The sequence below is a fragment of the Streptomyces sp. NPDC052040 genome (assembly GCF_044548405.1).
GTDB lineage: Bacteria > Actinomycetota > Actinomycetes > Streptomycetales > Streptomycetaceae > Streptomyces.
Genome location: NZ_JBIUBV010000009.1, coordinates 143476 through 169507 on the forward strand (window position 1 = coordinate 143476; position 26032 = coordinate 169507).

General features: G+C 72.4%; 26 protein-coding genes, 1 pseudogene and 1 riboswitch. Of the genes and pseudogenes, 16 read left to right on the forward strand and 11 right to left on the reverse strand.

The features are described from left to right. Nucleotides 1-34: 34 nt before the first annotated feature. A complete protein-coding gene (locus ACIHAA_RS19780) occupies nucleotides 35-1426 on the forward strand; it encodes a PLP-dependent aminotransferase family protein (RefSeq protein WP_399818782.1) in 1392 nt (463 codons plus the stop codon). Between the two features lie 70 nt (nucleotides 1427-1496). On the opposite strand, the gene ACIHAA_RS19785 is transcribed toward ACIHAA_RS19780, so the two are convergent. Beyond that, nucleotides 1497-2348, reverse strand: a complete 852-nt coding sequence (locus tag ACIHAA_RS19785) for a hypothetical protein (protein WP_399819083.1) — start codon at nucleotides 2346-2348, stop codon at nucleotides 1497-1499. A gap of 138 nt (nucleotides 2349-2486) precedes the next feature. On the opposite strand from ACIHAA_RS19785, the gene ACIHAA_RS19790 reads away from it, so the two are divergent. The 3 genes from ACIHAA_RS19790 (at nucleotide 2487) to ACIHAA_RS19800 (ending at nucleotide 5789) form a co-directional block, all read left to right on the forward strand. Then, the gene (locus ACIHAA_RS19790; RefSeq protein WP_399818784.1) at nucleotides 2487-2813 is read left to right on the forward strand and encodes a hypothetical protein; all 327 of its coding nucleotides are present in this window, start codon (nucleotides 2487-2489) and stop codon (nucleotides 2811-2813) included. 5 nt (nucleotides 2814-2818) lie between these two features. Next, complete coding sequence (locus ACIHAA_RS19795; RefSeq protein ID WP_399818786.1) at nucleotides 2819-4003, forward strand: glutathionylspermidine synthase family protein; 1185 nt, start codon at nucleotides 2819-2821, stop codon at nucleotides 4001-4003. A gap of 204 nt (nucleotides 4004-4207) precedes the next feature. Then, nucleotides 4208-4297, forward strand: a riboswitch (ZMP/ZTP riboswitch). 40 nt (nucleotides 4298-4337) lie between these two features. Beyond that, complete coding sequence (locus ACIHAA_RS19800) at nucleotides 4338-5789, forward strand: glycine hydroxymethyltransferase (RefSeq protein WP_399818788.1); 1452 nt, start codon at nucleotides 4338-4340, stop codon at nucleotides 5787-5789. A gap of 44 nt (nucleotides 5790-5833) precedes the next feature. On the opposite strand, the gene ACIHAA_RS19805 is transcribed toward ACIHAA_RS19800, so the two are convergent. After that, nucleotides 5834-6508 carry a hypothetical protein gene (locus ACIHAA_RS19805; protein ID WP_399818790.1) on the reverse strand — a complete coding sequence of 225 codons (675 nt, stop codon included), beginning with the start codon at nucleotides 6506-6508 and terminating at the stop codon, nucleotides 5834-5836. A gap of 105 nt (nucleotides 6509-6613) precedes the next feature. Between ACIHAA_RS19805 and trpS the strand changes: the two genes are divergently transcribed. Further along, nucleotides 6614-7627 carry a tryptophan--tRNA ligase gene (gene trpS, locus ACIHAA_RS19810; protein WP_399818792.1) on the forward strand — a complete coding sequence of 338 codons (1014 nt, stop codon included), beginning with the start codon at nucleotides 6614-6616 and terminating at the stop codon, nucleotides 7625-7627. 155 nt (nucleotides 7628-7782) lie between these two features. Next, nucleotides 7783-8370, forward strand: a complete 588-nt coding sequence (locus tag ACIHAA_RS19815) for a 2'-5' RNA ligase family protein (protein ID WP_399818794.1) — start codon at nucleotides 7783-7785, stop codon at nucleotides 8368-8370. A gap of 73 nt (nucleotides 8371-8443) precedes the next feature. Here the strand turns inward: ACIHAA_RS19815 and ACIHAA_RS19820 are convergent, their stop codons facing one another. Continuing rightward, nucleotides 8444-9208: an SDR family NAD(P)-dependent oxidoreductase gene (locus ACIHAA_RS19820; protein WP_399818796.1), complete on the reverse strand. Its 765-nt coding sequence runs from the start codon at nucleotides 9206-9208 to the stop codon at nucleotides 8444-8446. 138 nt (nucleotides 9209-9346) lie between these two features. On the opposite strand from ACIHAA_RS19820, the gene ACIHAA_RS19825 reads away from it, so the two are divergent. Beyond that, nucleotides 9347-10267 carry a YihY/virulence factor BrkB family protein gene (locus ACIHAA_RS19825; RefSeq protein WP_399818798.1) on the forward strand — a complete coding sequence of 307 codons (921 nt, stop codon included), beginning with the start codon at nucleotides 9347-9349 and terminating at the stop codon, nucleotides 10265-10267. On the opposite strand, the gene ACIHAA_RS19830 is transcribed toward ACIHAA_RS19825, so the two are convergent. Then, complete coding sequence (locus tag ACIHAA_RS19830; protein ID WP_399818801.1) at nucleotides 10215-11471, reverse strand: D-alanyl-D-alanine carboxypeptidase family protein; 1257 nt, start codon at nucleotides 11469-11471, stop codon at nucleotides 10215-10217. The genes ACIHAA_RS19825 and ACIHAA_RS19830 overlap by 53 nt on opposite strands. Nucleotides 11472-11664: 193 nt before the next feature. Between ACIHAA_RS19830 and ACIHAA_RS19835 the strand changes: the two genes are divergently transcribed. Together ACIHAA_RS19835 and ACIHAA_RS19840 are read left to right on the forward strand one after the other, a co-directional pair. Further along, nucleotides 11665-11907 carry an SCO4848 family membrane protein gene (locus tag ACIHAA_RS19835; protein WP_399818803.1) on the forward strand — a complete coding sequence of 81 codons (243 nt, stop codon included), beginning with the start codon at nucleotides 11665-11667 and terminating at the stop codon, nucleotides 11905-11907. A gap of 173 nt (nucleotides 11908-12080) precedes the next feature. Beyond that, a complete protein-coding gene (locus ACIHAA_RS19840; protein WP_399818805.1) occupies nucleotides 12081-13637 on the forward strand; it encodes an ABC transporter substrate-binding protein in 1557 nt (518 codons plus the stop codon). A gap of 27 nt (nucleotides 13638-13664) precedes the next feature. Here the strand turns inward: ACIHAA_RS19840 and ACIHAA_RS19845 are convergent, their stop codons facing one another. The 7 genes and pseudogenes from ACIHAA_RS19845 to ACIHAA_RS19875 all read right to left on the reverse strand — a co-directional run bounded on the left by ACIHAA_RS19845 (nucleotide 13665) and on the right by ACIHAA_RS19875 (nucleotide 18874). Beyond that, nucleotides 13665-14384 carry a TetR/AcrR family transcriptional regulator gene (locus ACIHAA_RS19845; protein ID WP_399818807.1) on the reverse strand — a complete coding sequence of 240 codons (720 nt, stop codon included), beginning with the start codon at nucleotides 14382-14384 and terminating at the stop codon, nucleotides 13665-13667. 11 nt (nucleotides 14385-14395) lie between these two features. After that, nucleotides 14396-14581, reverse strand: a pseudogene (locus ACIHAA_RS19850) (Uma2 family endonuclease); the annotation flags it as partial. Nucleotides 14582-14676: 95 nt separating this feature from the next. After that, a complete protein-coding gene (locus ACIHAA_RS19855; RefSeq protein WP_399818809.1) occupies nucleotides 14677-15456 on the reverse strand; it encodes a succinate dehydrogenase iron-sulfur subunit in 780 nt (259 codons plus the stop codon). Continuing rightward, entirely contained in the window at nucleotides 15456-17210 is a 1755-nt protein-coding gene (sdhA, locus tag ACIHAA_RS19860) for a succinate dehydrogenase flavoprotein subunit (RefSeq protein WP_399818812.1), read from the reverse strand. Before sdhA ends, ACIHAA_RS19855 begins: the two co-directional genes overlap by 1 nt. Nucleotides 17211-17229: 19 nt before the next feature. Beyond that, on the reverse strand, nucleotides 17230-17712 hold the full coding sequence (locus ACIHAA_RS19865) for a succinate dehydrogenase hydrophobic membrane anchor subunit (RefSeq protein WP_399818814.1): 483 nt from the start codon (nucleotides 17710-17712) through the stop codon (nucleotides 17230-17232). Nucleotides 17713-17717: 5 nt separating this feature from the next. After that, the gene (sdhC, locus tag ACIHAA_RS19870) at nucleotides 17718-18098 is read right to left on the reverse strand and encodes a succinate dehydrogenase, cytochrome b556 subunit (RefSeq protein WP_399818816.1); all 381 of its coding nucleotides are present in this window, start codon (nucleotides 18096-18098) and stop codon (nucleotides 17718-17720) included. 194 nt (nucleotides 18099-18292) lie between these two features. Then, nucleotides 18293-18874, reverse strand: a complete 582-nt coding sequence (locus ACIHAA_RS19875; protein WP_399819085.1) for a 2-oxo-4-hydroxy-4-carboxy-5-ureidoimidazoline decarboxylase — start codon at nucleotides 18872-18874, stop codon at nucleotides 18293-18295. A gap of 324 nt (nucleotides 18875-19198) precedes the next feature. Here ACIHAA_RS19875 and ACIHAA_RS19880 point away from each other — a divergent pair, with 324 nt between their 5' ends. From ACIHAA_RS19880 to ACIHAA_RS19910, 7 genes are all read left to right on the forward strand, one after another. After that, on the forward strand, nucleotides 19199-20791 hold the full coding sequence (locus ACIHAA_RS19880; RefSeq protein WP_399818818.1) for a glycoside hydrolase family 20 protein: 1593 nt from the start codon (nucleotides 19199-19201) through the stop codon (nucleotides 20789-20791). Between the two features lie 450 nt (nucleotides 20792-21241). After that, nucleotides 21242-21820 carry a hypothetical protein gene (locus ACIHAA_RS19885; protein WP_399818819.1) on the forward strand — a complete coding sequence of 193 codons (579 nt, stop codon included), beginning with the start codon at nucleotides 21242-21244 and terminating at the stop codon, nucleotides 21818-21820. 159 nt (nucleotides 21821-21979) lie between these two features. Further along, nucleotides 21980-22372: a hypothetical protein gene (locus tag ACIHAA_RS19890; protein WP_399818821.1), complete on the forward strand. Its 393-nt coding sequence runs from the start codon at nucleotides 21980-21982 to the stop codon at nucleotides 22370-22372. Between the two features lie 207 nt (nucleotides 22373-22579). Beyond that, a complete protein-coding gene (locus tag ACIHAA_RS19895; protein ID WP_399818823.1) occupies nucleotides 22580-23218 on the forward strand; it encodes an RNA polymerase sigma factor in 639 nt (212 codons plus the stop codon). 36 nt (nucleotides 23219-23254) lie between these two features. Then, nucleotides 23255-23575 carry a hypothetical protein gene (locus tag ACIHAA_RS19900; protein WP_399818825.1) on the forward strand — a complete coding sequence of 107 codons (321 nt, stop codon included), beginning with the start codon at nucleotides 23255-23257 and terminating at the stop codon, nucleotides 23573-23575. A 434-nt stretch (nucleotides 23576-24009) separates the two neighbouring features. After that, on the forward strand, nucleotides 24010-24687 hold the full coding sequence (locus ACIHAA_RS19905; RefSeq protein ID WP_399818826.1) for an RNA polymerase sigma factor: 678 nt from the start codon (nucleotides 24010-24012) through the stop codon (nucleotides 24685-24687). Beyond that, nucleotides 24687-25745, forward strand: a complete 1059-nt coding sequence (locus tag ACIHAA_RS19910; RefSeq protein ID WP_399818828.1) for an extensin — start codon at nucleotides 24687-24689, stop codon at nucleotides 25743-25745. Before ACIHAA_RS19905 ends, ACIHAA_RS19910 begins: the two co-directional genes overlap by 1 nt. Nucleotides 25746-26032: the final 287 nt, after the last annotated feature.

The following is a 26032-nucleotide window of genomic DNA, read 5'->3' on the forward strand; positions in this document are numbered from 1 at the left end:
GAAGCGAAGCAGCCCAGGAGTATGGTCCATTTCCATGGGGAATCCTTGGGCCACTCTGGGCGCCGACCTCTATCTGAAGCCGAGCGGCCCGGGCCTGCGCCGAGGCCTCACCGACGCCCTGCGCGAGGCCGTGCGCACCGGCCGTCTCGCCCCCGGCACCCGGCTGCCCTCCTCCCGGGCGCTCGCGGCCGACCTGGGCATCGCGCGGAACACGGTCGCCGAGGCCTACGCCGATCTGGTGGCCGAGGGCTGGCTCACCGCGCGCCAGGGCTCGGGCACCCGGGTGGCGGAGCGCGCCGCGCCCGGTCCGCCGGACCCGGCGGCGCCCCGGCCGCGCGACCCCGGACGCCTCCCGTACAACCTGGTGCCGGGCACCCCGGACCTCGCCTCCTTCCCCCGCGCGCAATGGCTCAAGGCCGCCCGCCGCGCCCTACTCGCGGCGCCCAACGACGCCTTCGGCTACGGCGATCCGCGGGGCCGCCCCGAACTGCGGACCGCGCTCGCCGGTTATCTCTCCCGCGTCCGGGGCGTCCGCGCCGACCCCGAACGGATCGTGGTCTGCGCCGGGTTCGCCCAGGGGCTGAAGCTGCTCGGCGACCTGCTGCGCGGCCGCGGTGCGGACTCCCTGGCCGTGGAGTCGTACGGCCTGGACATTCACCGGTCCATCGTGGAGCGGGCGGGGCTGCGCACGGTCCCGCTCCCCTTCGACGCCCTCGGGACCCGCGCGGAGGTGCCGGAAAAACCCTCGGCGCTGCTGCTGAACCCGGCGCACCAGTTCCCGATGGGCGGGGTGCTGGGGCCCGGGCGCCGGGCGGCCCTGGTGGACTGGGCCCGCCGCGGCGGCGGCCTGGTCCTGGAGGACGACTACGACGGCGAGTTCCGCTACGACCGCCAGCAGGTCGGCGCCCTCCAGGACCTCGACCCTGACCATGTGGTGTACCTGGGCACCGCGAGCAAGGCACTGGCCCCCGGGCTGCGCCTGGGCTGGCTGGTGCTGCCCCCGTCCCTGGTGCCGGAGGTGGTCGCGGTGCGGGAGGGCGGCGGCTGGGCCGGGAGCGCCCTGGACCAGCTGACCCTGGCCGAGTTCATCGTCTCGGGCGCCTACGACCGCCATGTCCGCGCCGCCCGGCTGCGCTACCGGCGCCGCCGTGACGCCCTGGTCGAGGCGGTCGCCGCGCATGCCCCCGGGGTGCGGGTCAGGGGCATCGCGGCCGGTCTGCACGCCGTACTCGAATTGCCGCCGGGCACCGAGGCCTCGGTGGTCCGGGCCGCCACCTGGCAGGGGCTGGCCGTGCACGGCCTCTCCCGCTTCCGCCACCCCGACGCGTCCACCGAACCCCTGGACGCCCTGGTCGTGGGCTACGGCACCCCACCCGACCACGCCTGGACGGCGGCACTCCAGGCCCTGTGCCGGGTGCTGCCGTGACCACGGGCCGCTGACCGCGGCACGGTGAACGGCGGGACGGCGACCGCGGGGGGCTGGGACAGAAGGGCCGTCAGGCCCGTCCCGCCGGTTCCTTCGCCGCAGGTGTCTCCGCCGCCGGTGCCTCGCCGAAGCGGGCCAGCAGCAGGGCGCCCGCCACGGCGACGGCGAAGCCGAGCACCGCCAGCCAGGTCAGGCCCTCGCGGGTCCGGTCGCCCAGCCACACCACCCCGACCGCCGCCGGACCCACGGTCTCGCCCAGGACCATGCCCGCCGTCGCCACCGTCACCGAGCCGCGCTCCAGAGCCGTGGTCAGCAGCAGAAAGGCCGCGCCACCGCCCAGCAGCAGCGCGTAGACCGCGGGGTTGGCGAGCAGGGCGGACGGCGCGAGCCGGTCGATCAGCCGGACCGACACCTCCACCACGCCGAACCCGAACCCGGCGCCCAGCCCCAGCACCAGGGACCGCGCCCGCCCGGGCAGCCGCCCCCCGGCCGTGCCCAGCACCAGCACGGCCACGGCGGTCGCCAGCATCGCGTACTTCAGCTCCATGGACCCGGCCCGGCCGCCCTCGCTCCCGGAGGCCAGGCCCAGCATGGCGAGCCCCGCGCACACCGTTCCCACCGCGGCCCACTCGTTCCCGGTCAGCCGCACCCCCAGCAGCCGCGCCCCCGCCACCGCCGTCACCGCCAGGCTGGACGCGAGCGCCGCGCCCACCGCGTAGATGGGAAGCGACCGCAGCGCCGCGATCTGCAACAGAAAGCCGAGACCGTCCAGCGCGAGCCCCGCCAGATACCGCCATTGCCTGAGGGCCCGCAGCAGCAGCGCCGCCTCCCCGCCCGCGCCCGGCCCCGCCGCGCGGGCCGCGACCGCCTGCAACACCGTCGCCATACCGAAGCAGACCGCCGCGCCGAGCGCGCACACCATTCCAAAGAACACAAAGCGACTCTAGGCGACCGCCGGGGGGCAGGGGTCCACTCGAACGGGGGAAGGCCGCTCTCTAGTCTGGGGCCGGAGACTCTCACCGGGGTCTCAACAAAAACTCACTCGACGGGGGAAACGGACATGGCGGACACACGCCGTCAACTGCGCTCGGGCACGGTCGTCCTCGGCGGTATGGGGCTGCTCGCGGCCGCCCTCACCGCCTGCTCCTCGGACCCGGACCGGCGCTGCGTCGACCGCGACAGCTACACCCTCGGCCAGGGCTACAAGGTCGTGGCCGACAAGAACTGCACCTCGCGCACCTCCTCGCACGGTGTCTGGTACTACGGCGGCAGGAAGAAGAGCGGCTTTGTGACGAGCGGCTCCTTCACCAAGTCCAAGGGGTCCGGCGGAAGCCACGGCGGTGTCGACCGCGGCGGCTTCGGCGGCCACGGCAAGTCCGGCGGCTGAGAGCCGTGGAACGCCGCAGGACCGAGCCCCGCCCCGACTGGCAGCGGACCGTCGAGGCCCAGGGGCTCGTCTACCCCCTCACCCGCCACCCGGACGGCTCCCTGCGCCCCTACTGGGACGAGAGCGCGTACTACGTCTTCAGCCTGGACGAGGTGGAGGCGCTGGAGGAGACCGTCGAGGAACTGCACCGCATGTGCCTGGCGGCGGCCGCGCACATCGTCGAGCAGGACCGCTTCGCGGACCTCGGCATCACCGATCCCAGGATCGCCCGCGCGGTCGCCGAGGCCTGGCACCGCCGCGCCGAACTCCCCTCCGTCTACGGCCGGTTCGACCTGCGCTACGACGGCACCGGCCCGGCCAAGCTCCTGGAGTACAACGCGGACACGCCCACCTCCCTGGTCGAGGCGGCCTCCCCGCAGTGGTTCTGGATGCAGGACCGCTTCCCGGGCGCCGACCAGTGGAACTCGCTCCACGAACGCCTGGTGGCCGTCTGGGAGAAGCAGTCCGGGCTGCTCCCGCCCGGCAGCCCGCTGTACTTCGCCCACTCCTCCGTGGACGAGCTGGGCGAGGACCTGATGACGGTCGCCTATCTGAAGGAGACCGCCGAGCAGGCCGGGCTCGACACCGACTGGATCTCCATGGAGGAGATCGGCTGGGACGCCCTCTCCGGGCGCTTCGTCGACAACCGGCTCCGCTTCATCCGCAGTTGCTTCAAGCTCTACCCCTGGGAGTGGCTCCTCGACGACCGCTTCGGCGGCCATGTCCTGGACACCCTCGACAACGGCGGCGGCACCGGAAGCACCCTCTGGATCGAGCCCGCCTGGAAGATGCTGCTCAGCAACAAGGCACTGCTCGCCGTCCTCTGGGAGCTGTACCCGGGCCATCCGAACCTGCTCCCGGCCCATCTCGACGGCCCCCGGGACCTGGCGGACACCACCGGCTATGTCGCCAAGCCGCTGCTGGGCCGCGAGGGTGAGGGGGTCACGGTCCACGAGCCGGGCGCCGCCCCCGCCGTCCCCGAAGAGCCCTGCTGCTACCAGGAGCTGGCACCCCTGCCGTCCTTCGACGGCAACCATGTCGTCCTCGGCGCCTGGGTCGTGGGGGACGAGTCGGCCGGACTCGGCATCCGCGAGTCGTCCGGCCTGGTCACCGACGCGTACGCGCGGTTCCTGCCGCATGTGATCCTCTGACACCCGGCCGCGCGACCCCCTTCCGGCCGCGCGACCCCCTTCCGGCCGCGCGACCCCCTTCCGGCCGCGCGACCCCCTTCCGGCCGCGCGACCCCCTTCCGGCCGCGCGACCCCCTGACGCCCGTCCGGCCCGTCCCACTGCCCGACGCCGTGGCCCGCATGGTGGACGGCTGCCCCCCGCCGTCCGACCGGCCCGGTAGGCTGGCCGCGGGCCGTGACTGGCGCGCTGGGATGGGACCGACCATCGGGGAGCGGCCCTGGTGAGACCGAGTGCCGTGCGCCTGGGCCGACCGTGCACCGTGACCGCTTCAAGCCACGCCACCCGGAGGCCGACATGCCGGAGCAGCAGCCCCTCTCCACCGAGTCCACCGCCTTCCGCGCCGCCCTCGACGTGATCCGCGCCGTCGAGCCCCGCGTCGCCGACGCCATCGGCCAGGAGGTCGCCGACCAGCGCGAGATGCTCAAGCTGATCGCCTCGGAGAACTACGCCTCCCCGGCCACCCTGCTCGCCATGGGCAACTGGTTCAGCGACAAGTACGCCGAGGGCACCATCGGCCGCCGCTTCTACGCAGGCTGCCGCAATGTCGACACCGTCGAGTCGCTCGCCGCCGAGCACGCCAAGGAGCTGTTCGGCGCCCGCCACGCCTACGTCCAGCCGCACTCCGGGATCGACGCCAACCTCGTCGCCTTCTGGGCCGTCCTCGCCCAGCGCGTCGAGGCCCCCGCACTGGAGAAGGCGGGCGTCCGCCAGGTCAACGACCTCTCCGAGCAGGACTGGGCCGAGCTGCGCCGCGCCTTCGGCAACCAGCGCATGCTCGGCATGTCCCTGGACGCGGGCGGCCACCTCACCCACGGCTTCCGCCCCAACATCTCCGGCAAGATGTTCGACCAGCGCTCCTACGGCACCGACCCGGCCACCGGCCTGATCGACTACGACGCCCTGCGCGCGTCCGCCCGCGAGTTCAAGCCGCTGATCATCGTCGCGGGCTACTCGGCCTACCCCCGCCTGGTGAACTTCCGGACCATGCGCGAGATCGCCGACGAGGTCGGCGCCACCCTGATGGTCGACATGGCCCACTTCGCGGGTCTGGTCGCGGGCAAGGTCCTCACCGGGGACTTCGACCCCGTCCCGCACGCGCAGATCGTCACCACCACCACCCACAAGTCGCTGCGCGGCCCCCGCGGCGGCATGGTCCTGTGCGACGACTCCCTGAAGGACCAGGTCGACCGCGGCTGCCCGATGGTGCTCGGCGGCCCGCTGCCGCATGTGATGGCCGCGAAGGCGGTGGCCCTGGCGGAGGCCCGGCAGGACTCCTTCCGCGACTACGCCCAGCGGATCGTGGACAACTCCCGCGCCCTGGCCGAGGGGCTGACCCGCCGCGGCGCCACCCTGGTCACCGGCGGCACGGACAACCATCTGAACCTGATCGACGTGGCCTCCTCCTACGGCCTCACCGGCCGCCAGGCCGAGGCCGCCCTGCTGGACTCGGGCATCGTCACCAACCGCAACGCCATCCCGGCCGACCCCAACGGCGCCTGGTACACCTCCGGCATCCGCGTCGGCACCCCCGCGCTCACCACCCGGGGCCTCGGCACGGCGGAGATGGACGAGATCGCCGCCCTGATCGACCGCGTCCTCACCACGACCGAGCCGGGCACCACCGCCAAGGGCGCCCCCTCCAAGGCCCAGCACGTCCTTGAGTCGAAGATCGCCGACGAGATCGCCCACCGGGCGGCCGACCTGCTCCAGGGCTTCCCGCTCTACCCGGAGATCGACCTCGGCTGACCCGGCCCCGCCGGTCCGGCTGATCCGGCTGACCCGGCCCCCGTCTACAGATCGATCAGCTCGTGCCGCGGCTCGCGAGGCTCTCCCTGCCTCCGGGCCGCGGCCCGGCGTCCGGCCCAGCTGCCGCCGACACCCAGTGCGAGCCCGGCCGCGAGTCCGGCGGCCCCCCAGCGCAGACCGCCGGAGGAGCCGTCCCCGGCCGGGGCGGCCGGACCGCCGAGCAGCCCCTCCTTCTCCAGCCGGTCGAAGACCGGCCGCGGCCCCCGGTGCCAGCGGACGCCCGCGCCGGAGAAGTCCGGTGCCGGAGCGGACCGCACCCACGGTGTTCCGTCCGCCGCCAGGAACACCTCGTCCCGCCGCTCCACGGCCACATCGCCGCCCGGCGCCCGGCGGGTGTACGGCCACCCGCCGATCCCGGTCAGCGCCCACACCACACTCGCCCGCACCTGCGGCAGGTGCCCCCGCCGCCAGCCGTCCGGCACCGGCTCGGTGGAGGTCTCCGTCGGCGACAGCAACTGCCACAGCAGGGCGAAGTCCCGGTCCCCGGACCGCAGTGCCGTCGTACGGCCCGAGCCATTGGCCGTGACCAGCGCCAGATCGGGGATGTCACTGCTCATCGCCCGCGCCGGGGCCGCCGCCCCCACCAGCACCACGGCCGCCGCCACCAGCGCCGCCACCGATCCACGCCGCCCGCGCACACCCGTCCCCTCGCTCCTCATGCCCCCTTGTTACACCGTCCGCCGCGCCGTCGTGCCACGGCCTCCGGCACAGCGCGGAGCGCGCTGCTTCCCGAGCGGTCCGCGGGACCTGAGAGAATGGTGAACATGGCCTCAGACAGTCCCCGCGTGCTCTCCGGGATCCAGCCCACCGCCGGCTCGTTCCACCTCGGCAACTACCTCGGCGCCGTCCGCCAGTGGGTCGCCCTCCAGGAGACCCACGACGCGTTCTACATGGTCGTCGACCTGCACGCGATCACGGTCCCGCAGGACCCCGCGGAGCTGCGCGCCAACACCCGTCTGGCCGCCGCCCAGCTGCTCGCCGCCGGACTGGACCCCGAGCGCTGCACGCTCTTCGTCCAGAGCCATGTCCCCGAGCACGCCCAGCTCGCCTGGATCATGAACTGCCTGACCGGCTTCGGCGAGGCCAGCCGGATGACCCAGTTCAAGGACAAGTCCGCCAAGCAGGGCGCCGACCGGGCCAGCGTGGGCCTGTTCACCTACCCGATCCTCCAGGTCGCCGACATCCTGCTGTACCAGGCGAACGAGGTGCCGGTCGGCGAGGACCAGCGTCAGCACATCGAGCTGACCCGCGACCTCGCCGAGCGCTTCAACGGCCGCTTCGGCGAGACCTTCACGGTCCCGCGGCCGTACATCCTCAAGGAGACGGCGAAGATCTACGACCTCCAGGACCCGTCGGTCAAGATGAGCAAGTCGGCCTCCACGCCCAAGGGCCTGGTCAACCTGCTCGACGAGCCGAAGACCACGGCCAAGAAGGTCAAGAGCGCGGTCACGGACACCGACACCGTGATCCGTTTCGACCGGGAGGAGAAGCCGGGCGTCAGCAATCTGCTGACCATCCACTCGACCCTCACCGGCACCCCCGTCGCCGATCTGGAGCAGCACTACGCCGGCAAGGGCTACGGCGCGCTCAAGACGGACCTCGCCGAGATCATGGTCGACTTCGTGACGCCGTTCCGGGAGCGCACCCAGCAGTACCTGGACGACCCCGAGACGCTGGACTCGGTGCTGGCCAAGGGCGCGGAGAAGGCGCGCGCGGTCGCGGCCGAGACGCTCAGCCAGGCCTACGAGAGGGTGGGCTTCCTGCCTGCCAAGCACTGACCCGCGTCGTGCCCCGACGCGCCCCGGAGTGCTGCACTCCACTCCGACTGTGCCTGCCCGACGGCAGTGCGTGGTCGTACAGTCGTAAAGCGAACACCGTAGCGGCAGCCCGCACTGCCCCGGCCACGCACACCAACACGACGACAGGAGACGACGTGGGGACCGTAACGATCGGTGTGTCGATCGCGGTCCCGGAGCCTCACGGCAGCCTGCTCCAGAAGCTGCGCGCGGGTTTCGGCGACGCCGCGGCGTACGGCATTCCCTCGCATGTCACCCTGCTGCCGCCGACGGAGGTCGACGCCGCCGCGCTGCCCGTGATCGAGGCGCACCTCGCACGGGTCGCGGCGGGCGGCCGGCCCTTCCCGATGCGGCTGTCCGGCACGGGCACCTTCCGCCCCCTGTCGCCGGTGGTCTACGTCCGGGTCGTCGAGGGCGCGGAGCAGTGCACCCGGCTCCAGCAGCGGATCCGGGAGGCCTCCGGACCGGTGCCGCGCGAGCTGCTCTTCCCGTACCACCCGCATGTCACGGTGGCGCACGGGATCGACGAGGCGTCCATGGACCGGGCGTTCGAGGAACTGTCCGACTACGGGGCCGCGTGGCCGTGCACCGGCTTCGCCCTCTACGAGCAGGGCCCGGACGGTGTCTGGCGCAGACTGCGGGACTTCCCTTTCGGGAGCGCGGTGGTACCACCGCAGGCCACCGCCCCGACCGAGGACGCGCCCCTTCCGGCCCCCAGGGGCTGATCCCGGGCTGATCCCGGGCCGGGGCCCCTCTCCTGCCAACGGCACCGCACCCCCGGAAAAGCGGCCCCGGACCCTAGACCGGCAGACGCCGGTACACGGCCCTGGGCAGATGCCGCAGGACCGCCATCACCGGGCGCAGGGATCCCGGCACCCACACCGCCTCCGACCGCCTCCGCAGCCCCAGTTCGATGGCCGCGGCGACCCGCTCCGGGGTCGTGGTCAGCGGCCCCTGGTCGGGCCCGGCCGGGCCGGGCCTGCGGAGTGCGGCCGGGCGGACGGTCATGACACGCACCCCGGTGCCGTGCAGGGCGTCCCCGAGGCCCTGCACGAAGGTGTCGAGGCCCGCCTTGCTGGAGCCGTAGATGAAGTCCGAGCGGCGGGCGCGCTCGCCGCTCACCGAGGACAGCACCACCAGCGCGCCATGGCCCTGGCTCTGGAGCGCCCGGCCGCACACCAGCCCCGCCGAGACCGCGCCCGTGTAGTTGGTGGCCGCGACCCGGGCCGCGGCCACCGGATCCCGCTCGTCGCGCGCCTGGTCGCCGAGCACCCCGAAGGCGAACAGCACCAGATCGACGGCCCCCTCCGCGAACACCTTGCCGAGCGCGCTCTCGTGGGACTCGGGGTCGAGCGCGTCGAAGGGGACGGTGGAGGCCTCCACGCCGAGCCCCCGGAGCTGCGCGGCGGCCGCCTCCAGCCCGGGGGAGGGGCGGCCGGCCAGCCGGACGGTCCGTGCGCCCCGGGTGATCAGACGGCGGGCGGTGGCCAGCGCGATCTCGGAGGTGCCGCCGAGGATCAGCAGGGAGCGGGGAGTTCCGGAGGCGTCCTTGAGGGCAGGCATGACCGTGACCGTAGCGGCGCAGAAGGGGCATACCCTCTCAATGTGCCCACCCGGTGTCGCTGCTCACTGAAATGGGTGATCCGGGGAAGCCGGACTGCGCCGGGACACGGCGACAGGCACGAGGAGAGCGTTCGGATCATGGACTGGCTGAGGAAACTCCCCGGGATCGGGCCGCTGGTGGCCCGGCTGATGGCCACCCACGCCTGGCACGCCTACGAGCGCCTCGACCGGGTGAAGTGGACCCGGCTCGCCGCCGCCATGACCTTCGTGAGCTTTGTGACGCTCTTCCCGCTGCTCACCGTGGCCGCCGCGATCGCCGCCGCGACCCTCAGCACGGCCCGGCAGGACAAGCTCCAGAGCAAGGTCGCGGAGCAGTTCCCCGGCATCTCCGACCAGCTCGACATCCACGGCCTGGTGCAGAGCGCCGGGACCGTCGGCGTGATCGCCGGTGCCACCCTGTTCTTCGTCGGCATCGGCTGGGTCGGACAGGTGCGGGACTGCCTGCGCGCGGTGTGGGAGCTGCCCGACGGCGACGAGAACCCGGTGCTGGCCAAGGTCAAGGACGGCGTGGTGCTCATCGGCCTGGGCGGCGCGGTCCTGGTGACCCTCGGCGTCTCCGCCGTCGCCAACGCCCTGGTCGGCCATCTGGCCGGGGACCTGGGCCTGGACCAGGGCGGCTGGGGCACCGTACTGCTGCGGATCGCCGCCTTCGTCGTCGCCGTCCTCGCCGACTTCCTGGTCCTGCTCTACGTCCTCACCCTGCTGCCCGGGGTCGAGCCCCCGCGGCGGCGGCTGCTGACCGCCGCCGGGATCGGCGCGTTCGGCTTCGAACTGCTGAAGCTGCTGCTCAGCGGCTATATCCAGGGAGTCGCCTCGAAGAGCATGTACGGCGCCTTCGGAGTCCCGGTCGCCCTGCTGCTGTGGATCAACTTCACGTCGAAGCTGGTGCTGTTCTGCGCCGCCTGGACGGCGACGCACAGCGGCGGCGAGGACGCGGCCGACGACGTCAGGGACGCGTCCGGCGGCGTACCAGATCGGGCAGCGGCCAGCGGCGGTTGACCAGGAAGGCACCCGCGGCGAGCAGGGCGAGCACCCCGCCGATGATCGCGAGCGCCACCCCGGCCCCGCCGGAGCCGCCGCTCTTCGCCGAGGCCGAGCTCGTGCCCGTGCCCGTGCCCGCGCTGGGCGCGCCGCCGCCCTGGGGCCCCTTGCCCGCGCTGCGGGGGGCGACCAGCTCGCCCACCGGCTTCACCTTCCCGGCCGCGCCGAAGCCCCAGTCGAGCAGCTGGGCGCTCTCCCGGTAGACCTGGTTGTGCACCTTCTTCTCCGGGTTCATCACGGTCACCAGCAGCACCCTGCCGTTGCGTTCGGCGACTCCGGTGTAGGTGGCGCCCGCGTGGGTGGTGTTGCCGTTCTTCACGCCCGCGATGCCGGGGTAGGGGGTGATGTCGTAGTCCCCGGCGAGCAGCCGGTCGGTGTTCTGTATCTCGAAGGACCCGCGGGTCGTGCGGCCGCCCTTCTTGACCGTCTCGCCCGGGAACTTGGCCCGCACCGTCGCGCAGTACTCCCGGAAGTCCTTCTTCTGGAGCCCCGACCGGGCGAACAGCGTCAGGTCGTACGCCGAGGAGACCTGTCCGGGGGCGTCATAGCCGTCCGGGCTGACCACATGCGTGTCCAGGGCCTGGAGCTCCTCGGCGTGCGCCTGCATGTCCCGCACGGTCCGGTCCACCCCGTGGTTCATCGCGGACAGCACATGTACGGCGTCGTTGCCGGAGCGCAGGAAGACACCCAGCCACAGGTCGTGGACCGTGTAGCTCTCGCCCTCCTTGATCCCGACCAGGCTGGACCCGGCGCCCATCCCGGCCAGGTCGGCGGGGACCACCGTGTGCGTCTCGGTCCGCGGGAAGCGGGGCAGCACGGTGTCGGCGAAGAGCATCTTCAGGGTGCTCGCCGGGGGCAGCCGCCAGTGCGCGTTGTGGGCCGCCAGGATGTCGCCCGACTCGGCGTCCGCGACGATCCAGGAGCGCGCCGTGACGTCCTTGGGGAGCACGGGGACACCCGGGCCCAGATTCACCTGGGTGCCGGGCCTGCCCAGCAGTTCCCCGCCGACCGTGGACATTGCCGCCGGGGGCGTGGCCGTGGGGGGCGCGGTGGGGCTGTGCGGGACCGCCACCGCGGTCGCGGGTGCGGCCAGCGAGAGGGACAGCACGGTCGCGGAGGCCAGCGCCAGGCGGCGGCCGGTGATCTTCCTGGGGGCGGACACGGAGGCGAACGTACCGAGTGCGCCGCCGGGGGCCCCGGCCGGTCCCCTCCGGTACCCGTCACCCCCGGACGGGCCGCCGGAGGACGGCGGCGATACTGGGTCCATGCTGCGCTCGTCCGGGGAAGGCCCCCCGGACCCCCGGCCGGCCGGCCCGGCCCCGGGCACCCGGCGCAGCGAGGAAAGGCCCGCTCTGGTGAAACTCAGCCGCCCCGTCTCCTGGTTCCTGCTCGCCTTCGGGGTGTGGAGCTGGGTCATCTGGATCACTTTCGTAAAAAACCTGTGGCAGGACGGCAGCGGACTGGCGTTCGACGACGCGGGGAATCCGACGGCGTACTTCTGGGTCCATCTGACGCTCGCCGTCGTCTCCTTTCTCTTGGGGACAGCGATCGGCGTCCTCGGGTTGCGTGGACTGCGCGCTTTGCGACGGACGCCATAGCGCGAGGCGGGCCCCGCGGATGCCCTTCAGGCCCGTGAAACCGGCCTGAAACACCCCCTCGGTAAGTTCTTTCTCATCTCAACAGATCCCCCTTCCCCCAGGCGAAACGCTGTGATTAGGTGATCTGCGCCACAGGGGAGTGGTGTGCGCTGAGGGCCTGGGGAGGGGCGCCGATGCGATCGGTTCGCATGCGGATTCTCGCGACCGTGCTGGTACTGGCGGGCGTGGGGGTGGGCGGCTGGGAGTTGCTGCCGGCCAAGGAGAACACCAACAGGACGATCACGGTCGGCACGGCGGACGCCGTCACGTCACTGGATCCGGCGGGCGCCTACGACGCCGGGTCCTGGGCGCTGTACAGCAATGTCTTCCAGTCGCTGCTGACCTTCGAGCCGGACGGCGTCGCACCGGTGCCGGACGCCGCCCGGAGCTGCGGCTTCGAGGGGACGGACCTCACCACCTACCGCTGCACCCTGCGCAAGGGCCTGACGTTCCCCGACGGGCACGCCATGACCGCCGCGGACGTCAAGTACTCCTTCGACCGGGTCAAGCGGATCAACTCCGACGTCGGGCCCGCGAGCCTGCTGGAGACGCTCCGCTCGGTCGACGCCGCCGGGCTCACGGTCACCTTCCATCTGTCCTCGCCCGACGCGACCTTCCCGTTCAAGGTGGCCACCGGCGCCGGGTCGATCGTCGACCGCACCAAATACCCCGCCGACAGGCTGCGCAAGGACAGCGGCGTCGACGGGACCGGGCCGTACACCCTGACCTCGTACACCAGGGACAAGGAGGCTGTCCTCGCGCCCAACGGCCACTACCGGGGCGATGTGGGCAGCACCGGCCGGCCGGTCGTGCTGCGCTACTACGCCGACCCAGCCGCCCTGGAGAAGGCCTGGAAGGCCAGACTGATCGACGTCGCCACGCGCCAGCTGCCGCCGTCCGTGCTGGCCGGGCTGTCGCCCAGCGACCCGAACGAGCGCGTCAGCGAGACCGACAGCGCCGAGATCCGCAACCTGGTGCTGAACACCGCCGCCGGATCACCGCTGCACGACCGCCGTGTCCGCCAGGCCCTCGCCCTGCTGGTCAACCGCGAGGAACTGGTCGGCACGGTGTACGAGGGCACCACCGATCCGCTGTACTCGCTGATCCCGGCGGGCATCACCGGCCACACCACCTCCTTCTTCGACACCTACCCCAAGCCCGACCCGCACCGGGCCCGCGCCCTGCTGACCGCGGCGGGCGTCCAGGCGCCGGTGCGCTTCAGCTACGGCTATGCCGAGGGCAGCGGAGCCGCCGCCGCGGAGGCCGCCGAACTCAAGCGGCAGCTGGAGGCGAGCGGGCTGTTCAAGGTGGACATCAAGGGCTACGAGTGGACCGACTTCCAGAAGCGGTACGCGAGCGGCAGGCTCGACGCGTACGCGATCGGCTGGGTCGCCGACTTCCCCGACCCGGACACCTTCGGCGCACCGCTCGTCGGCACCGGCAGCAGCATGAAGAACGGCTACAGCAGCAAGGACGTGGACCGTCTGATCCTGGACAGCCAGCGCTACTCGGACCGCAGCCGCACCGCCGACGACTTCCAGCAGATGCAGAAGATCGTGGCCCGGGACGTGCCGCTGATCCCGCTGTGGCAGCGCAAGGAGTACGTGGTCAGCAGCGAGGACGTCGGCGGCGGGCAGTATCTGTCGGACGGCACCGGTGTCTTCCGGCTGTGGCGGCTGGGCTGGATCTGACGCCCCGCCCCGGCCCCGGGCCGACGCTCAGGGGCGCTCCTCGGAGGGCGCCCCGGCGCGGCGGGCGGGGTCCGGGAGCGCCTTCGTCATCCCCGGCAGGAAGTCCGTGAAAAGCGCGTGCACCTCGTGGACCAGGGGGCGCAGCACCCGGAACCGGGCCAGCGAGATGCCCCGCGCGGTGAGCCGGGCGCCGCGCTCGGCCAGCCGGTAGCTGCGCTCGCGCCCCGGCGTCCGGTCGAAGATCCAGTACAGCACGAGCCCCATCTGGGCGAGCCACATCAACTCGGGCAGTACGTCCCGCAGTTCGCCGGGCACCTTGGTCTTCGCCCCGTGCAGCACCTCCCGGTGGACACCGATGGCGTCCGCGCGCGCATGTTCCGACTCCTGGGAGAACGGGCTGAGCGGGCTGTCCGGGTCGGCGGCGTTCCGGAAGAACTGCACCGCGAACTCGTGGTACGGGGTGGCCACGTCCAGCCACGCCGTGAGCACCCCGGCGAGCCGGGCCTCCAACTCGCCCTCCTGGTCCAGGACGTCCCGTACGGCCGCCCGGTGCTCGGCGGCGATACGGTCGTAGAACCCCTGGATCAGGTGTTCCTTGCCGGCGAAGTAGTAGTACGCGTTCCCGACCGAGACCCCGGCCTCCTGGGCGATGGCCCGCATGGTCGTCCCGTCGTACCCCCGCTCCCGGAACAGCCGCATCGCGGTCTCGATGATCAGCGCACGGGTCTGCTCGGACTTGGAGGACACAACCTCAGAGCCTAACTCCCCTGCCCGCGGCGCCCTGCTTCCAGGATCTCCGCAGCGTCCAGGGTCACCTTGGCACCGAGGGAGTCCGGGAGGGTGACGAGATCGCCGGGGGCGTGGACGCGGTGGGTGGCGTAGCCTCCCTCACCCGGATCGGTGAGGAGATGGAGGCGCTGGTGCCGTCGGTCGACGATCACATGTCCCCTGTGCGGGGGGTCACCCGAAGGTGGCGCACGCACGCGCGAGGGCCCCGTCCTCCAGGGAGAACGGGGCCCTCGACGGGCTCCTGAAGGAATCAGAAGCGGCGCGTGATCAGCGCTCGCTTCACCTCCTGGATCGCCTTGGTCACCTCGATACCGCGCGGGCAGGCGTCCGTGCAGTTGAACGTGGTGCGGCAGCGCCACACGCCGTCCTTGTCGTTGAGGATCTCCAGACGCTGCTCACCGGCCTCGTCGCGCGAGTCGAAGATGAAGCGGTGCGCGTTGACGATGGCGGCCGGGCCGAAGTACTGGCCGTCGTTCCAGAACACCGGGCACGAGGAGGTGCAGGCGGCGCACAGGATGCACTTCGTGGTGTCGTCGAAGCGCTCGCGGTCCTCGGCCGACTGGAGCCGCTCGCGGGTCGGCTCGTTGGTGTCCTTCGTGATCAGGAAGGGCATCACGTCCCGGTACGCCTGGAAGAACGGCTCCATGTCCACGACCAGGTCCTTGAGGACCGTGAGGCCCTTGATGGGCTCGACCGTGATGGGCTTGTCGGGGTTGATGTCCTTGATCAGCGTCTTGCAGGCAAGGCGGTTCTTGCCGTTGATCCGCATGGCGTCCGAGCCGCAGATGCCGTGCGCGCAGGAGCGGCGGAACGTCAGCGTGCCGTCGACGTCCCACTTGATCTTGTGCAGACCGTCGAGGACGCGCTCCTTGGGGTCGATCTCCAGCTGGAAGTCTTCCCAGGTCGCCTCCGCCGAGACCTCCGGGTTGAACCGGCGGATCCGGAAGGTGACGGTGATGTAGGGGGAGTCGGCGAAACCGGGCTCGGGCCGGCCGGCCTCGTCCGCCTTGTCCAGAACAGGGGTAGCCATCAGTACTTACGCTCCATCGGCTGGTAGCGGGTCTGGACGACCGGCTTGTAGTCGAGACGGATGGACTCGGCGCCGTCGTCGCCCACCTCGCGGTACGCCATGGTGTGGCGCATGAAGTTGACGTCGTCGCGGTTCGGGTAGTCCTCGCGGTAGTGGCCGCCGCGGGACTCCTTGCGGGCCAGCGCCGACACGGCCATGACCTCGGCCAGGTCGAGCAGGTTGCCCAGCTCGACGGCCTCCAGCAGGTCCGTGTTGTACCGCTTGCCCTTGTCCTGGATCGCCACGTTCCGGTAGCGCTCGCGCAGCTCGGCGATCTTCTCGACGGCCGTCTTGATCGTCTGCTCGGTGCGGAACACCATGACGTTCGCGTCCATGGTCTCCTGGAGCTCGCGCCGCAGCTCCGCCACCCGCTCGGTGCCCGTCGACGAGCGCAGCCGCTCGATCTGCGTGGTCACCAGCTCCGCCGGGTCCTCGGGCAGTTCGACGAACTCCGCCTTCTGCGAGTACTCCGCGGCGGCGATACCGGCACGGCGCCCGAAGACGTTGATGTCGAGCAGCGAGTTGGTGCCCAGGCGGTTGGCGCCGTGCACGGACACACAGGCGACCTCGCCCGCCGCGAACAGGCCCGGGACCACCGTGGTGTTGTCCGCCAGGACCTCACCCTCCACGTTGGTCGGGATGCCGCCCATGGCGTAGTGCGCGGTCGGCTGGATCGGGATCGGGTCCGTGTAGGGCTCGATACCGAGGTAGGTGCGCGCGAACTCCGTGATGTCGGGCAGCTTGGCGTCCAGCTGCTCCGGCGGGAGGTGGGTGAGGTCCAGGTAGACGTGGTCGCCCTCGGGACCGCAGCCCCGGCCCTCGCGGATCTCCGTGTAGATGGAGCGGGACACGACGTCACGCGACGCCAGGTCCTTCATGACGGGCGCGTACTTCTCCATGAAGCGCTCGCCGTCCTTGTTGCGGAGGATGCCGCCCTCGCCGCGCGCGCCCTCGGTCAGGAGGATGCCCATGCGCCAGATGCCGGTCGGATGGAACTGGAAGAACTCCATGTCCTCCAGCGGCAGGCCCCGGCGGTAGACCGCGGCCTGGCCGTCACCGGTCAGGGTGTGCGCGTTCGACGTCACCTTGAAGAACTTGCCGGTGCCGCCGGAGGCGTAGATCACGGCCTTCGCCTGGAAGATGTGGATCTCGCCGGTCGCCAGCTCGTAGGCCACCACACCGGCCGACTTCTTGACGCCGTCGACCTCGGTGATCAGCTGGTCCAGGACGTAGAACTCGTTGAAGAACTCCACGCCCTCCTTGACGCAGTTCTGGTACAGCGTCTGGAGGATCATGTGGCCGGTGCGGTCGGCCGCGTAGCAGGAGCGGCGGACCGGCGCCTCACCGTGGTTGCGGGAGTGGCCGCCGAAGCGGCGCTGGTCGATCCGGCCCTCGGGCGTCCGGTTGAACGGCAGGCCCATCTTCTCCAGGTCGAGGACGGAGTCGATGGCCTCCTTCGCCAGGATCTCGGCGGCGTCCTGGTCGACCAGGTAGTCACCGCCCTTGATCGTGTCGAAGGTGTGCCACTCCCAGTTGTCCTCCTCCACGTTGGCCAGCGCGGCGGCCATGCCGCCCTGCGCGGCGCCCGTGTGGGAGCGGGTCGGGTACAGCTTCGTCAGCACGGCGGTACGGCTGCGCTTCGTCGCCTCGATCGCGGCGCGCATGCCGGCGCCGCCGGCGCCGACGATGACGGTGTCGTACTTGTGGATCTTCATGATTCTCGCAGCCCCGTGCCTAGCGGATGTTCGGGTCGAAGGTGAAGATCACCAGCGTGCCCAGCAGGATGGTGAACACCGTGGCGGTGTAGAGCAGGCCCTTGAGCCACAGGCGGGTGTTCGCCCGCTCGGCGTAGTCGTTGATGACGGTACGCAGGCCGTTGGCGCCGTGCAGCATCGCGAGCCACAGCATGGCGAGGTCCCAGACCTGCCACCACGGGGAGGCCCAGCGGCCGGCCACGAAGGCGAAGCCGATCTTGGACACGCCGCCGTCCAGCACCAGCTGGATCAGCAGGTGGCCGAGGACCAGGACGACCAGCACGATGCCGGACAGGCGCATGAACAGCCAGCCGTACATCTCGAAGTTGCCGCGGGTCGACTTGGGGGTCTTCTTGGTCCGCTTGCGCGGCGGCTCGATGACCGGCGCCGGGTTGTCGGCGTCGTAGAGCGGGGCACCCTCGACGGGACCGATCCCGGAGGCGGTGGTTTCAGTCGTGGACATGCGCGTCAGCTCCCGAACAGTTCACGAGCGGCGTGGCCGAGGACGGGGTAGATCGCCCCGAGCATCAGCACGAGCCAGAGGCCGACGACGGTCCAGAGCATCTGCTTCTGGTAGCGCGGGCCCCTCGACCAGAAGTCGACGGCGATGACGCGCAGGCCGTTCAGTGCGTGGAAGAGGATGGCGGCGACCAGGCCGTACTCCAGCACGGCGACGATCGGCGTCTTGTACGTGGCCACGACCTTGTCGTAGGCCTCGGGGGAGACACGGACGAGAGCGGTGTCCAGCACATGTACGAACAGGAAGAAGAAGATGAGGACGCCGGTGACTCGGTGAGCCACCCAGGACCACATTCCTTCCCGGCCGCGGTACAGCGTTCCAGCCGGCACGGAAGAACCCTCCGGGAGCGGGGACTAGGGCCGCGCCGGCTTCTGTGTCGGTCGGGCCCGGCCGGGTACGGTCCACCGGCCCCCAGCATCGTAGCGACGTGTTGTCGGAACGCTTACGGCGCCCCTGCCGATGTGATCAAACCGGCAATCAAACGAGCACGGACGGGCTATCGGGCGGGGGCCGACGGCCAGGGCTATGGGGCGGCGTGGCCCGCCACCGTGCGGCCCGAGGTGTCCCGGACCAGGCGCGTCAGCCTGCCCTTCGCCAGGCGGCGCAATTCCTCGGCCGCGAGGAGGCGTTCCTCCTCGGGATCGTTCGCCAATCGTGACCGGATGGCGGCCAGCATCAGATCGGCGGACTCGTCCGGGGTCACATCGTCCAGGCAGATGACGAACACATGTCCGAACCGGCTCTCGTAGGCCGCGTGCGCGGCGCTCAGGGCGGTGTGGGCCGCGGAGTAGGCGCCGTCGGGCAGCAGGGTGAGCGTCTCGCCCGCCAGGGCCTCGGCGAGATCCGAGGGTGACAGGTCGTACGCCGCCTCGTCGGCCGCGGCGAGCAGGGATTCCACATCCGGATAGGGGCGGTGCTCGGCGACCCGGTGCACCCAGCGCAGGCTGCGGCAGCAGGCCAGGAGGGCGTGCCGGGCCTCGGGGGCGGGTGCGGAGTTGAACCGCTCCAGGCCGGTGTGGGCCGCGGTGCGCTGTTGGCCCGGCAGAGCGGTGTGACCGGGGAGACGGGGGAGGCGGTGCGCGGGCAGCGTGAGTCCTCGGCGGATGGCGGCGTGGCGTCGGGGGAGACGTCACATGCGGGTCGGCAGGGAGGGTGGGGGGAGACGCGCCGTCACGTTATCGACGGCAATCGGGCAGACGTCCAGCACCTGCCCGGATTTCACCCGAACGGGAGAGGTTCAGGGCGTCTTGTGGACGATCGTGTCGCGTTGAGGCCGTAGGTTCGGAAGGGACAAAGGGGGCAGAAGCGCGGAGGTGGGTAGTGTGCGGTCGATAGTCGAGCGAATACGAGAGGGTGCCGCGCCCGGCGCGGAGCAGCAGCCCCCGGGCACGGTGCGTCCAGGCGCGGGCGCGGTGCGGGGAGCGGCGTGGTGACCGGCCGAGGACGGCAGGCCCCCGAGGGCAAGACGCACCAGCGGCGCAACAGGTTGCTGCTGGGTGCCGCAATAGTCACCGCCGGTGCGGTCGCCGCGGCCGTGGCGCTGTGGCCCTCGGGCGGCGGATCGTCCGGGTCCAGGATCACCGGCGGCACCCCCTCCGCGAGCTACCCCCTGTCCCGGGCGCCCGGGACCATACCGGCGGTCCGTGAGTTCACCGCGGCCCGCGGCCCGGGCTGGCGGCCCGCCTCGGGGAGCCGGGTGGTGGTGGACGACGACTCCCTCGCCGACGAGGGGAAGCTGCTCGCCGGTGAGCTGAAGATGGCGTACGCGGGCCGGACGGGAGCACGGGCCGGGGACGTGGAACTGGCCATATCCGGCAGCGGCGACCAGGAGTCGTACGTCCTGACCGTCCAGAACGGACAGGTGAAGATCACCGGCCCGGCCGAGGCGGGGGTCTTCTACGGCACCCGCACCCTCAAGCAGGAGGTGCACGGCGGAGGCGCCGCGCCCGAGGGCGTCGTCCGGGACAGCCCCGCCAAGCCGCGGCGCGGTCTGATGCTCGACATCGCGCGCAAGTTCTACTCGGTCGGCTGGATCGAGGACCGCATCCGTGAGCTGGGCGATCTGAAGTACAACGAGATCGGGCTGCACTTCTCGGACGACCAGGCCTTCCGCATCGAGTCCTCCTCGCACCCGGAGATCGTCTCGCCCCAGCACCTCAGCAAGGCCGACGTGAAGGCGATCGTGGACCTCGCCACGAGCCGCCACATCACCGTCGTCCCCGAGATCGACTCGCCCGGACATCTGGGCGCCGTGATCGCCGCCCACCCCGACCTCCAGTTGCGCAACGCCTCCGGTACCGCCGTGCGCGGTGCGGTCGACATCTCCAAGCCCGCCGCCGCCAAGATCGTGGACGACCTGCTGAACGAGTACGCGGGCGTGTTCCCGGGCAACCAGTGGCATCTGGGCGGCGACGAGTACCAGGCGCTGATGGTGAAGAACCCGGCCGCCTCCTTCCCGCAGCTCGCCGCGGCCGCCCGGGCCAAGTACGGCCCGCGGGCAGGGGTGGCGGACCTCGCGACGGGCTGGCTCAACGACCGGGCGAACGTGGTGCGCAGCCACAACCGGACCATGCGGGCCTGGAACGACGGCTTCTACCCGACGAGCGTGGTGCAGCCGGCCAAGGACCTCCAGGTCGCCTACTGGACCGGCAAGGAGATCGGCGCCCGGCAGCCGACGGACTATCTGGGCTCGGGCCGGAAGCTGATCAACTACAACGACGAGTTCCTGTACTACGTGCTCGGCCAGCCGCAGACCTTTGTCTACCCCACCGGCCAGCGGATCTACGAGCAGTGGACCCCCCGGGTGGTCCGGGGCACCAAGCCGGTGCCCGCGCAGTACGACGGGCAGATCCTCGGCGGGGTGTTCGCGGTCTGGGGCGACCACCCGAACGCCCAGACCCAGGACCAGGTGGCCGCCGGAATCCGGATGCCCCTGCGGGCGACGTCCCAGAAACTGTGGGACTCCCGCACCCCCTCACTGTCCTGGGCACAGTTCCAGCAGTTGGCGGGGCGGGTGGGGTGACGGGGCGGGGCCGCTGAGGGGGGCACTGAGGGGGCCGCTGAGGGGGCGCTGAGGGGGGGGCTGGACCTGGAGCCGGGGCTTCGTCCCCGGCTCCGGCTTCGTCCCCGGCTGTGTCCCCGGCTCCGGCTTCGTGCTCGGCACCGGCCGTGGCCGTGGCCGCGGGGGCGGGGGCAGTGGTTGCGGGCTTGCGGCCGGCGGATTCGGCCGGCGGAACTCTGCATTGCGGAATTCTGCATTCCGGGCGCGCGACCGGTTTCGTTGTGGTCTATTCGGTACCTTGGCGGCAAGCCGGGGGCATGCTTGGCCGAAAACACCCCCTCGGAGGGCGGGTCGGTCCGGCCGGTGCGGCGGGGAATGTTCCAGTGACACTCCCGGTCCGTCGCACGCAGTAAGGGGAAGTGCGGGCTCCGTAGAGATGAGGCGCCCCGTCGAGGGTTTCGAGGAGGCGTCATGAGCCTGGTGGACCTGATCGCGAAGGCGGACGAACGGGCGCTCGCGGCAAGCGGACTGGCTTGTTTGGATCGGTGCGTGCCCCTCCTCGGTGGCGACGACGACGTCCTGCGCCCGCTGTGGGCGAGCCTGGCCGAGGGCCGGGAGTGGGAGGAGCGGCTCGCGAAGGCACGGGTCGCGCTGGAGGCGGAGGCGCTGGTGGCGGACGCCGCCGCGGAGTGCGCCCTCGAGGCCGAGGCCGCGCGGCTCGCCCGCCGGATGCTGGTGGCGGCCCCCGCCGAGCAGTCCGCCGACGCCCTGCGCCGGTGGGCCGACGACTGCTCGGTCGCCGCGCTGTGCATCCACCAGTTGCTCGACCCCGCCGACGACGACGGCGAGTCCGCCGTGGCGGCCCACCGCGAGGGTCGTACGGACGCCGTGCCGCCGCTGGTCGCCGCCGAACTCCGGCGCCAGATCACGGTCCTGGAACTGGTCGGCGACCACGGCGCCACCGGACTGCGGCAGGCCCGTGACATCTCGACCGAGGGGCGCCGCGTGCTCCAGGCGGTCGTCTCCCGCCGCGCCCGCGGCCGCGCTTAGCCACCCCACGCCCCACCGGCTCAAACCCCTTCGCTGCAAGGATCCTGTGACTGTCGTGTGCGGCGGCGGGGCGGTCCTGCGCCGGTGTCGGGGAGCCACTCCGAGGGGCGTGACACCGACCGGCGGCGGGGCGCTCTTCCGGGTGTGAACGCAACTGAGGTGACCAGGCCCCATGCCGCCGCCAAGCCAGTGCGCTGGGCTGCGGACGCCGTCGCGGCCCTGCGCGAGGGCGCCCGGATGCGGCTCGACTACTCGGCGCAGAGTCTGTGGCGGGTGGACCGGACGATCGAGGAGATACGCGGTCAGGGGGTGCCCTACGCCGCCGTGCAGACCGCCCTGCGCGGCCTGGGGGCCTACGCGGGCGAGGTGGTGGTCCGGCTGACCGGCGGGGAGTGGTGGGCGACCGGCGGCGACCACTGGATACGCACCCCCGACGGACGGCTGTGGGACCCCATCGACGAGGCCCGCCGCTGCTACCAGAGCGACGGCTCCCTCCGACTCCTGTGCCGGGACGCGACGGGCCTGCCGGGCGGCCGGGGCACACACGGCTGACGCCGGGACCCCGGCGGCCAAAGCACCCGCAGCCGACACGGGACCCCCGCCCCGCGCGGCCGCCCCCGACGGGTGGGACTCCAGGGGCGTCTGACGGCCAGTGACGTTTCTGTGGCGGCGGACGCTGATGACCTTGGGGGCGTAGGGCACGACCGGAGTGTCCCGCCCCGGGGACGCGAGACCACTCGCAGGCGAACGAGGACAGCGTTGGGCCAGGGAGGGGAACCCCGCCGCGTGCAGGCGCACGACGGGGAGCTGGGCGCGGCCGTCGCGCGGGCCCAGCAGGGGGACGAGGCCGCCTTCGCGGTGGCCTACCGGATCGTGCAGCCGGGGCTGCTCGGCTATCTGCGCGGGCTGGTCGGCGACGACGCGGAGGACGTGGCGTCCGACGCCTGGCTGGAGATCGCCCGCGACCTGGGCCGGTTCCGAGGCGACGGCGCGGGCTTCCGCGGCTGGACCGCGACCATAGCCCGGCACCGCGCCTTCGACCATCTGCGCCGCCAGCGGGTCCGCCCCCGCGCCGCGGCCCTGGACGGGGACGCGCTCCAACTCCCCGGCCGCCATGACACCCACGACCAGGCGTTGGAGTCCCTGTCCACCGTGCGCGCCCTGGAGCTGATCTCCCGGCTGCCGCGCGACCAGGCGGAGGCCGTGCTGCTGCGCGTGGTCGTCGGCCTCGACGCACCGTCCGCCGCCCGGGTCCTGGGCAAGAGGCCCGGCGCCGTCCGCACCGCCGCCCACCGGGGTCTGAAGCGACTCGCGCGCGAACTCGCCGACACCGCTGTGACGGAAGGCGGCACCGCTGTGACGGAAGGCGGCACCGGGACGCTGGGGGAGTCGGAGTGAGCGCGCGTGCGGTGCGGAAGGGGAGCGGACACGGCCATGGGTGAGCGATACGGCAGCGGCCGCACCGTCCGTCCCTCCGGGCACCCCGGCCCCGAGCCCCGGACGGCCGACGCCCTGCGCGCCGCGCTGGGCCGCTCGCTTCCCGGCCCCGAGGCGGAGGCTCGGGCCCTCACCGCCTTCCGGGACGCCCGCAAACAGCCGCAGGACCCACGGCCGGGCCGGATCCGCCGCCGCGACGACTGGCGCCCACGCGCCCGGCGCCGTGCGGGCCGCCCGCTGCCCACCCTGCTCGCGGTCCTGCTGTGCGGCGCGGCATGCGGCCATCCCGTCACCGAGGCGAGGAGCGAACTGCCGTAGACCACCGGCCTGTGCGGGAACACCGGCCACGACGGGGAAGAGGCGCCCATGAGGGCGGGCGGCAAGGCGGGGTGGCGGGGCGGAGTGCCGGGACCGTGGCAACGGCCGGGGCCGCCACCCCCCACAGGAGAGGCCCCGGCCGTCGCGCGGCACGGGCCGCGCGGCGACCCGTACTCCCTACAGCGCCGGGGATGCGTTTTCTGTCACACCTCGCCGTGTCATGGAGTGGTCGCGCCGCGTGCGGACATGGACGGGGAGCGGTTTAAAGCCGTAACGTTCCTTTCGCGCCGACCACGGATGATCAGTAAATCGGGTGAGAGTATCCACCGCACATCACGACCGGCCGCAGACCGCAACGAACGACGAGGAATCACGACAGCGAGAACCCGGTCCGCGGGCATGTGCGGGCCGAGGTGCACAGAGGGGCAGTTCGGGTGCTGGGGGACGACGCGGAGCTGACGGCCGCGGTGCTTGCGGCACAGGGCGGGGACGAGACCGCGTTCCGGACCGTCTACCGGGCCGTGCATCCGCGGCTGCTCGGATATGTGCGGACACTCGTCGGCGACCCGGACGCGGAGGACGTCACCTCCGAGGCATGGCTTCAGATCGCCCGTGACCTGGAACGCTTCAGCGGTGACGCGGACCGCTTCCGCGGCTGGGCGGCACGGATAGCCCGCAACCGGGCGCTGGACCACATACGGATGCGCGGCCGCCGCCCCGCGATCGGCGGCGACGAGACGGAACTGACCGGCAAAGCGGCCGAATCGGACACCGCGGGCGAGGTCATGGAGGCCCTGGCCACCGGCCGCACCCTCTCCCTCATCGCCCAGCTCCCGCAGGACCAGGCGGAGGCCGTGGTGCTGCGCGTGGTTGTGGGCCTGGACGCCAAGTCGGCCGCCGAGACCCTCGGCAAGCGCCCCGGCGCCGTCCGCACCGCGGCCCACCGCGGCCTCAAAAAACTCGCGGAGCTGATCGGCGCCGCCGACCTCGAAGGGGATCCGGAGTCGGCCGGAGTGCTCGGTGCCATGCCGCCCCAACGGGGAGCGCGCAGACGTGCGGTGACGTCCGCCGGTGTGACGCATATGCGTTCGCGGACGCAGAAGGACATGTGATGGCCGACGAGCAGTACAGGTGGCTGGACGGCGACGCGGCGGAGCGTCTGCTGCGCGGGGAGCCGCTGGACACCGTCGACGGCACCGCCCGGGAGCAGGCCGCACGGCTTGCCGAGACCCTTGCCTCACTCGCCGTCACACCCTCTGCCACCAGCGCCGAGCTGTCCGGTGAGGCCGCCGCGCTGGCCGCCTTCCGGGCCGCGCGCAGCGAGGCGGCCCCGGCGCGGGAGGCCCTCGCCGGACCCGGTTCCGCGTATGCCGCCCACCACGGGTCCGACGCGGGGCTGGTACGCCTCGGCCGGCCCGCCGCAAACGGGCCTCGCACCGGCGCAAACACGGGACGGAACCGCTGGGGGCGCCCGCTGCGGTTCGGCCTGGCCGCCGCGGTGGCCGCCGGGACGATCGGCGGGGTCGCCTTCGCGGCCGGAACCGGAGTCCTGCCGACGCCCTTCCAGCGGGAACCGGGCCCCGCGGCCTCCGTCACGGCCGACACCTCGTCCCAGGAGCCGCTGCGCACCCCGACGCCCGGGGCCACGGCGAGCGGCGGACCCACGGCGCCGACGACACCGGGTTCCACCTCCGAGGAGTCCACGCCGGGCGGCCCCGCGCGCGACGAGGCGGGCGCCGGTGCCACCTCCACCCCCCTCCCCGGGGACCCCACCGGCGATCACCCCGGCGGGCGGGCCCAGAACGGGTGGAGCGCCCTGCGCTCCTCCTGCGAGGACATGGTCGTCGGCCGGGTGCTCGGCGACGCCCGGCTGCGCGATCTGCGGGACGCGGCAGGCGGCGACGCCCGGGTGAAGACCTTCTGCAAGGTCGTGCTGGGCGGCGGCGACGGCACGAACGACGGCCGGGACGGCGGCGACGGCAAAGGATCCGGCCACGACGGAGGCGGCGCGGGCGGCCACGGCGGCGGGGGCGGTCTCGGCGGTACCCGCGGTGGCAACGGTGGTGGCGGCAAGCCCCCCGCCTGGCCCGGCGGCCTCGGTGGAATCGTCCACCCGACCGGCTCCGTAGCCGCCCCGGTCTCGGCGCTGGCGACCCCGAACCCCCGCTGACCTGCGATTTCGTTGTTCTTTGAAATTTCTTCGATCCGGGTGTGACACTTCCGGCCGCCGCGGCGCAGTACTGAGTGAGCCGACTGGTCATCGGCCGTCGCACAGAGCCGGGGTTCCCCCCGTACCCACGGCTCGTGCACATCGGCGCGGGGGGGGGGGGGGGGCCCCCCGCCCCCCCCCCCCCCCCCCCCCCCCCCCCCACAAACAACCCCCCCCCCCCACCCCCCCCCCCCCCCCCCCGGCGCCTGGGTGTTTGTATATAAAAAAAAAAATAAGAGAAAAAAAAT

Coding starts and splice junctions, on each gene's coding strand:
- ACIHAA_RS19885 (WP_399818819.1), top strand. CDS start 21,242: ATGAGCCTGGTGGACCTGATCGCGAAGGCGGACGAACGGGCGCTCGCG.
- sdhA (WP_399818812.1), bottom strand. CDS start 17,210: ATGAAGATCCACAAGTACGACACCGTCATCGTCGGCGCCGGCGGCGCC.
- ACIHAA_RS19790 (WP_399818784.1), top strand. CDS start 2,487: ATGGCGGACACACGCCGTCAACTGCGCTCGGGCACGGTCGTCCTCGGC.
- ACIHAA_RS19805 (WP_399818790.1), bottom strand. CDS start 6,508: ATGAGGAGCGAGGGGACGGGTGTGCGCGGGCGGCGTGGATCGGTGGCG.
- ACIHAA_RS19910 (WP_399818828.1), top strand. CDS start 24,687: ATGGCCGACGAGCAGTACAGGTGGCTGGACGGCGACGCGGCGGAGCGT.
- ACIHAA_RS19900 (WP_399818825.1), top strand. CDS start 23,255: ATGGGTGAGCGATACGGCAGCGGCCGCACCGTCCGTCCCTCCGGGCAC.
- ACIHAA_RS19800 (WP_399818788.1), top strand. CDS start 4,338: ATGCCGGAGCAGCAGCCCCTCTCCACCGAGTCCACCGCCTTCCGCGCC.
- ACIHAA_RS19780 (WP_399818782.1), top strand. CDS start 35: ATGGGGAATCCTTGGGCCACTCTGGGCGCCGACCTCTATCTGAAGCCG.
- ACIHAA_RS19865 (WP_399818814.1), bottom strand. CDS start 17,712: ATGTCCACGACTGAAACCACCGCCTCCGGGATCGGTCCCGTCGAGGGT.
- trpS (WP_399818792.1), top strand. CDS start 6,614: ATGGCCTCAGACAGTCCCCGCGTGCTCTCCGGGATCCAGCCCACCGCC.
- ACIHAA_RS19785 (WP_399819083.1), bottom strand. CDS start 2,348: ATGGTGTGCGCGCTCGGCGCGGCGGTCTGCTTCGGTATGGCGACGGTG.
- ACIHAA_RS19820 (WP_399818796.1), bottom strand. CDS start 9,208: ATGCCTGCCCTCAAGGACGCCTCCGGAACTCCCCGCTCCCTGCTGATC.
- ACIHAA_RS19855 (WP_399818809.1), bottom strand. CDS start 15,456: ATGGCTACCCCTGTTCTGGACAAGGCGGACGAGGCCGGCCGGCCCGAG.
- ACIHAA_RS19840 (WP_399818805.1), top strand. CDS start 12,081: ATGCGATCGGTTCGCATGCGGATTCTCGCGACCGTGCTGGTACTGGCG.
- ACIHAA_RS19825 (WP_399818798.1), top strand. CDS start 9,347: ATGGACTGGCTGAGGAAACTCCCCGGGATCGGGCCGCTGGTGGCCCGG.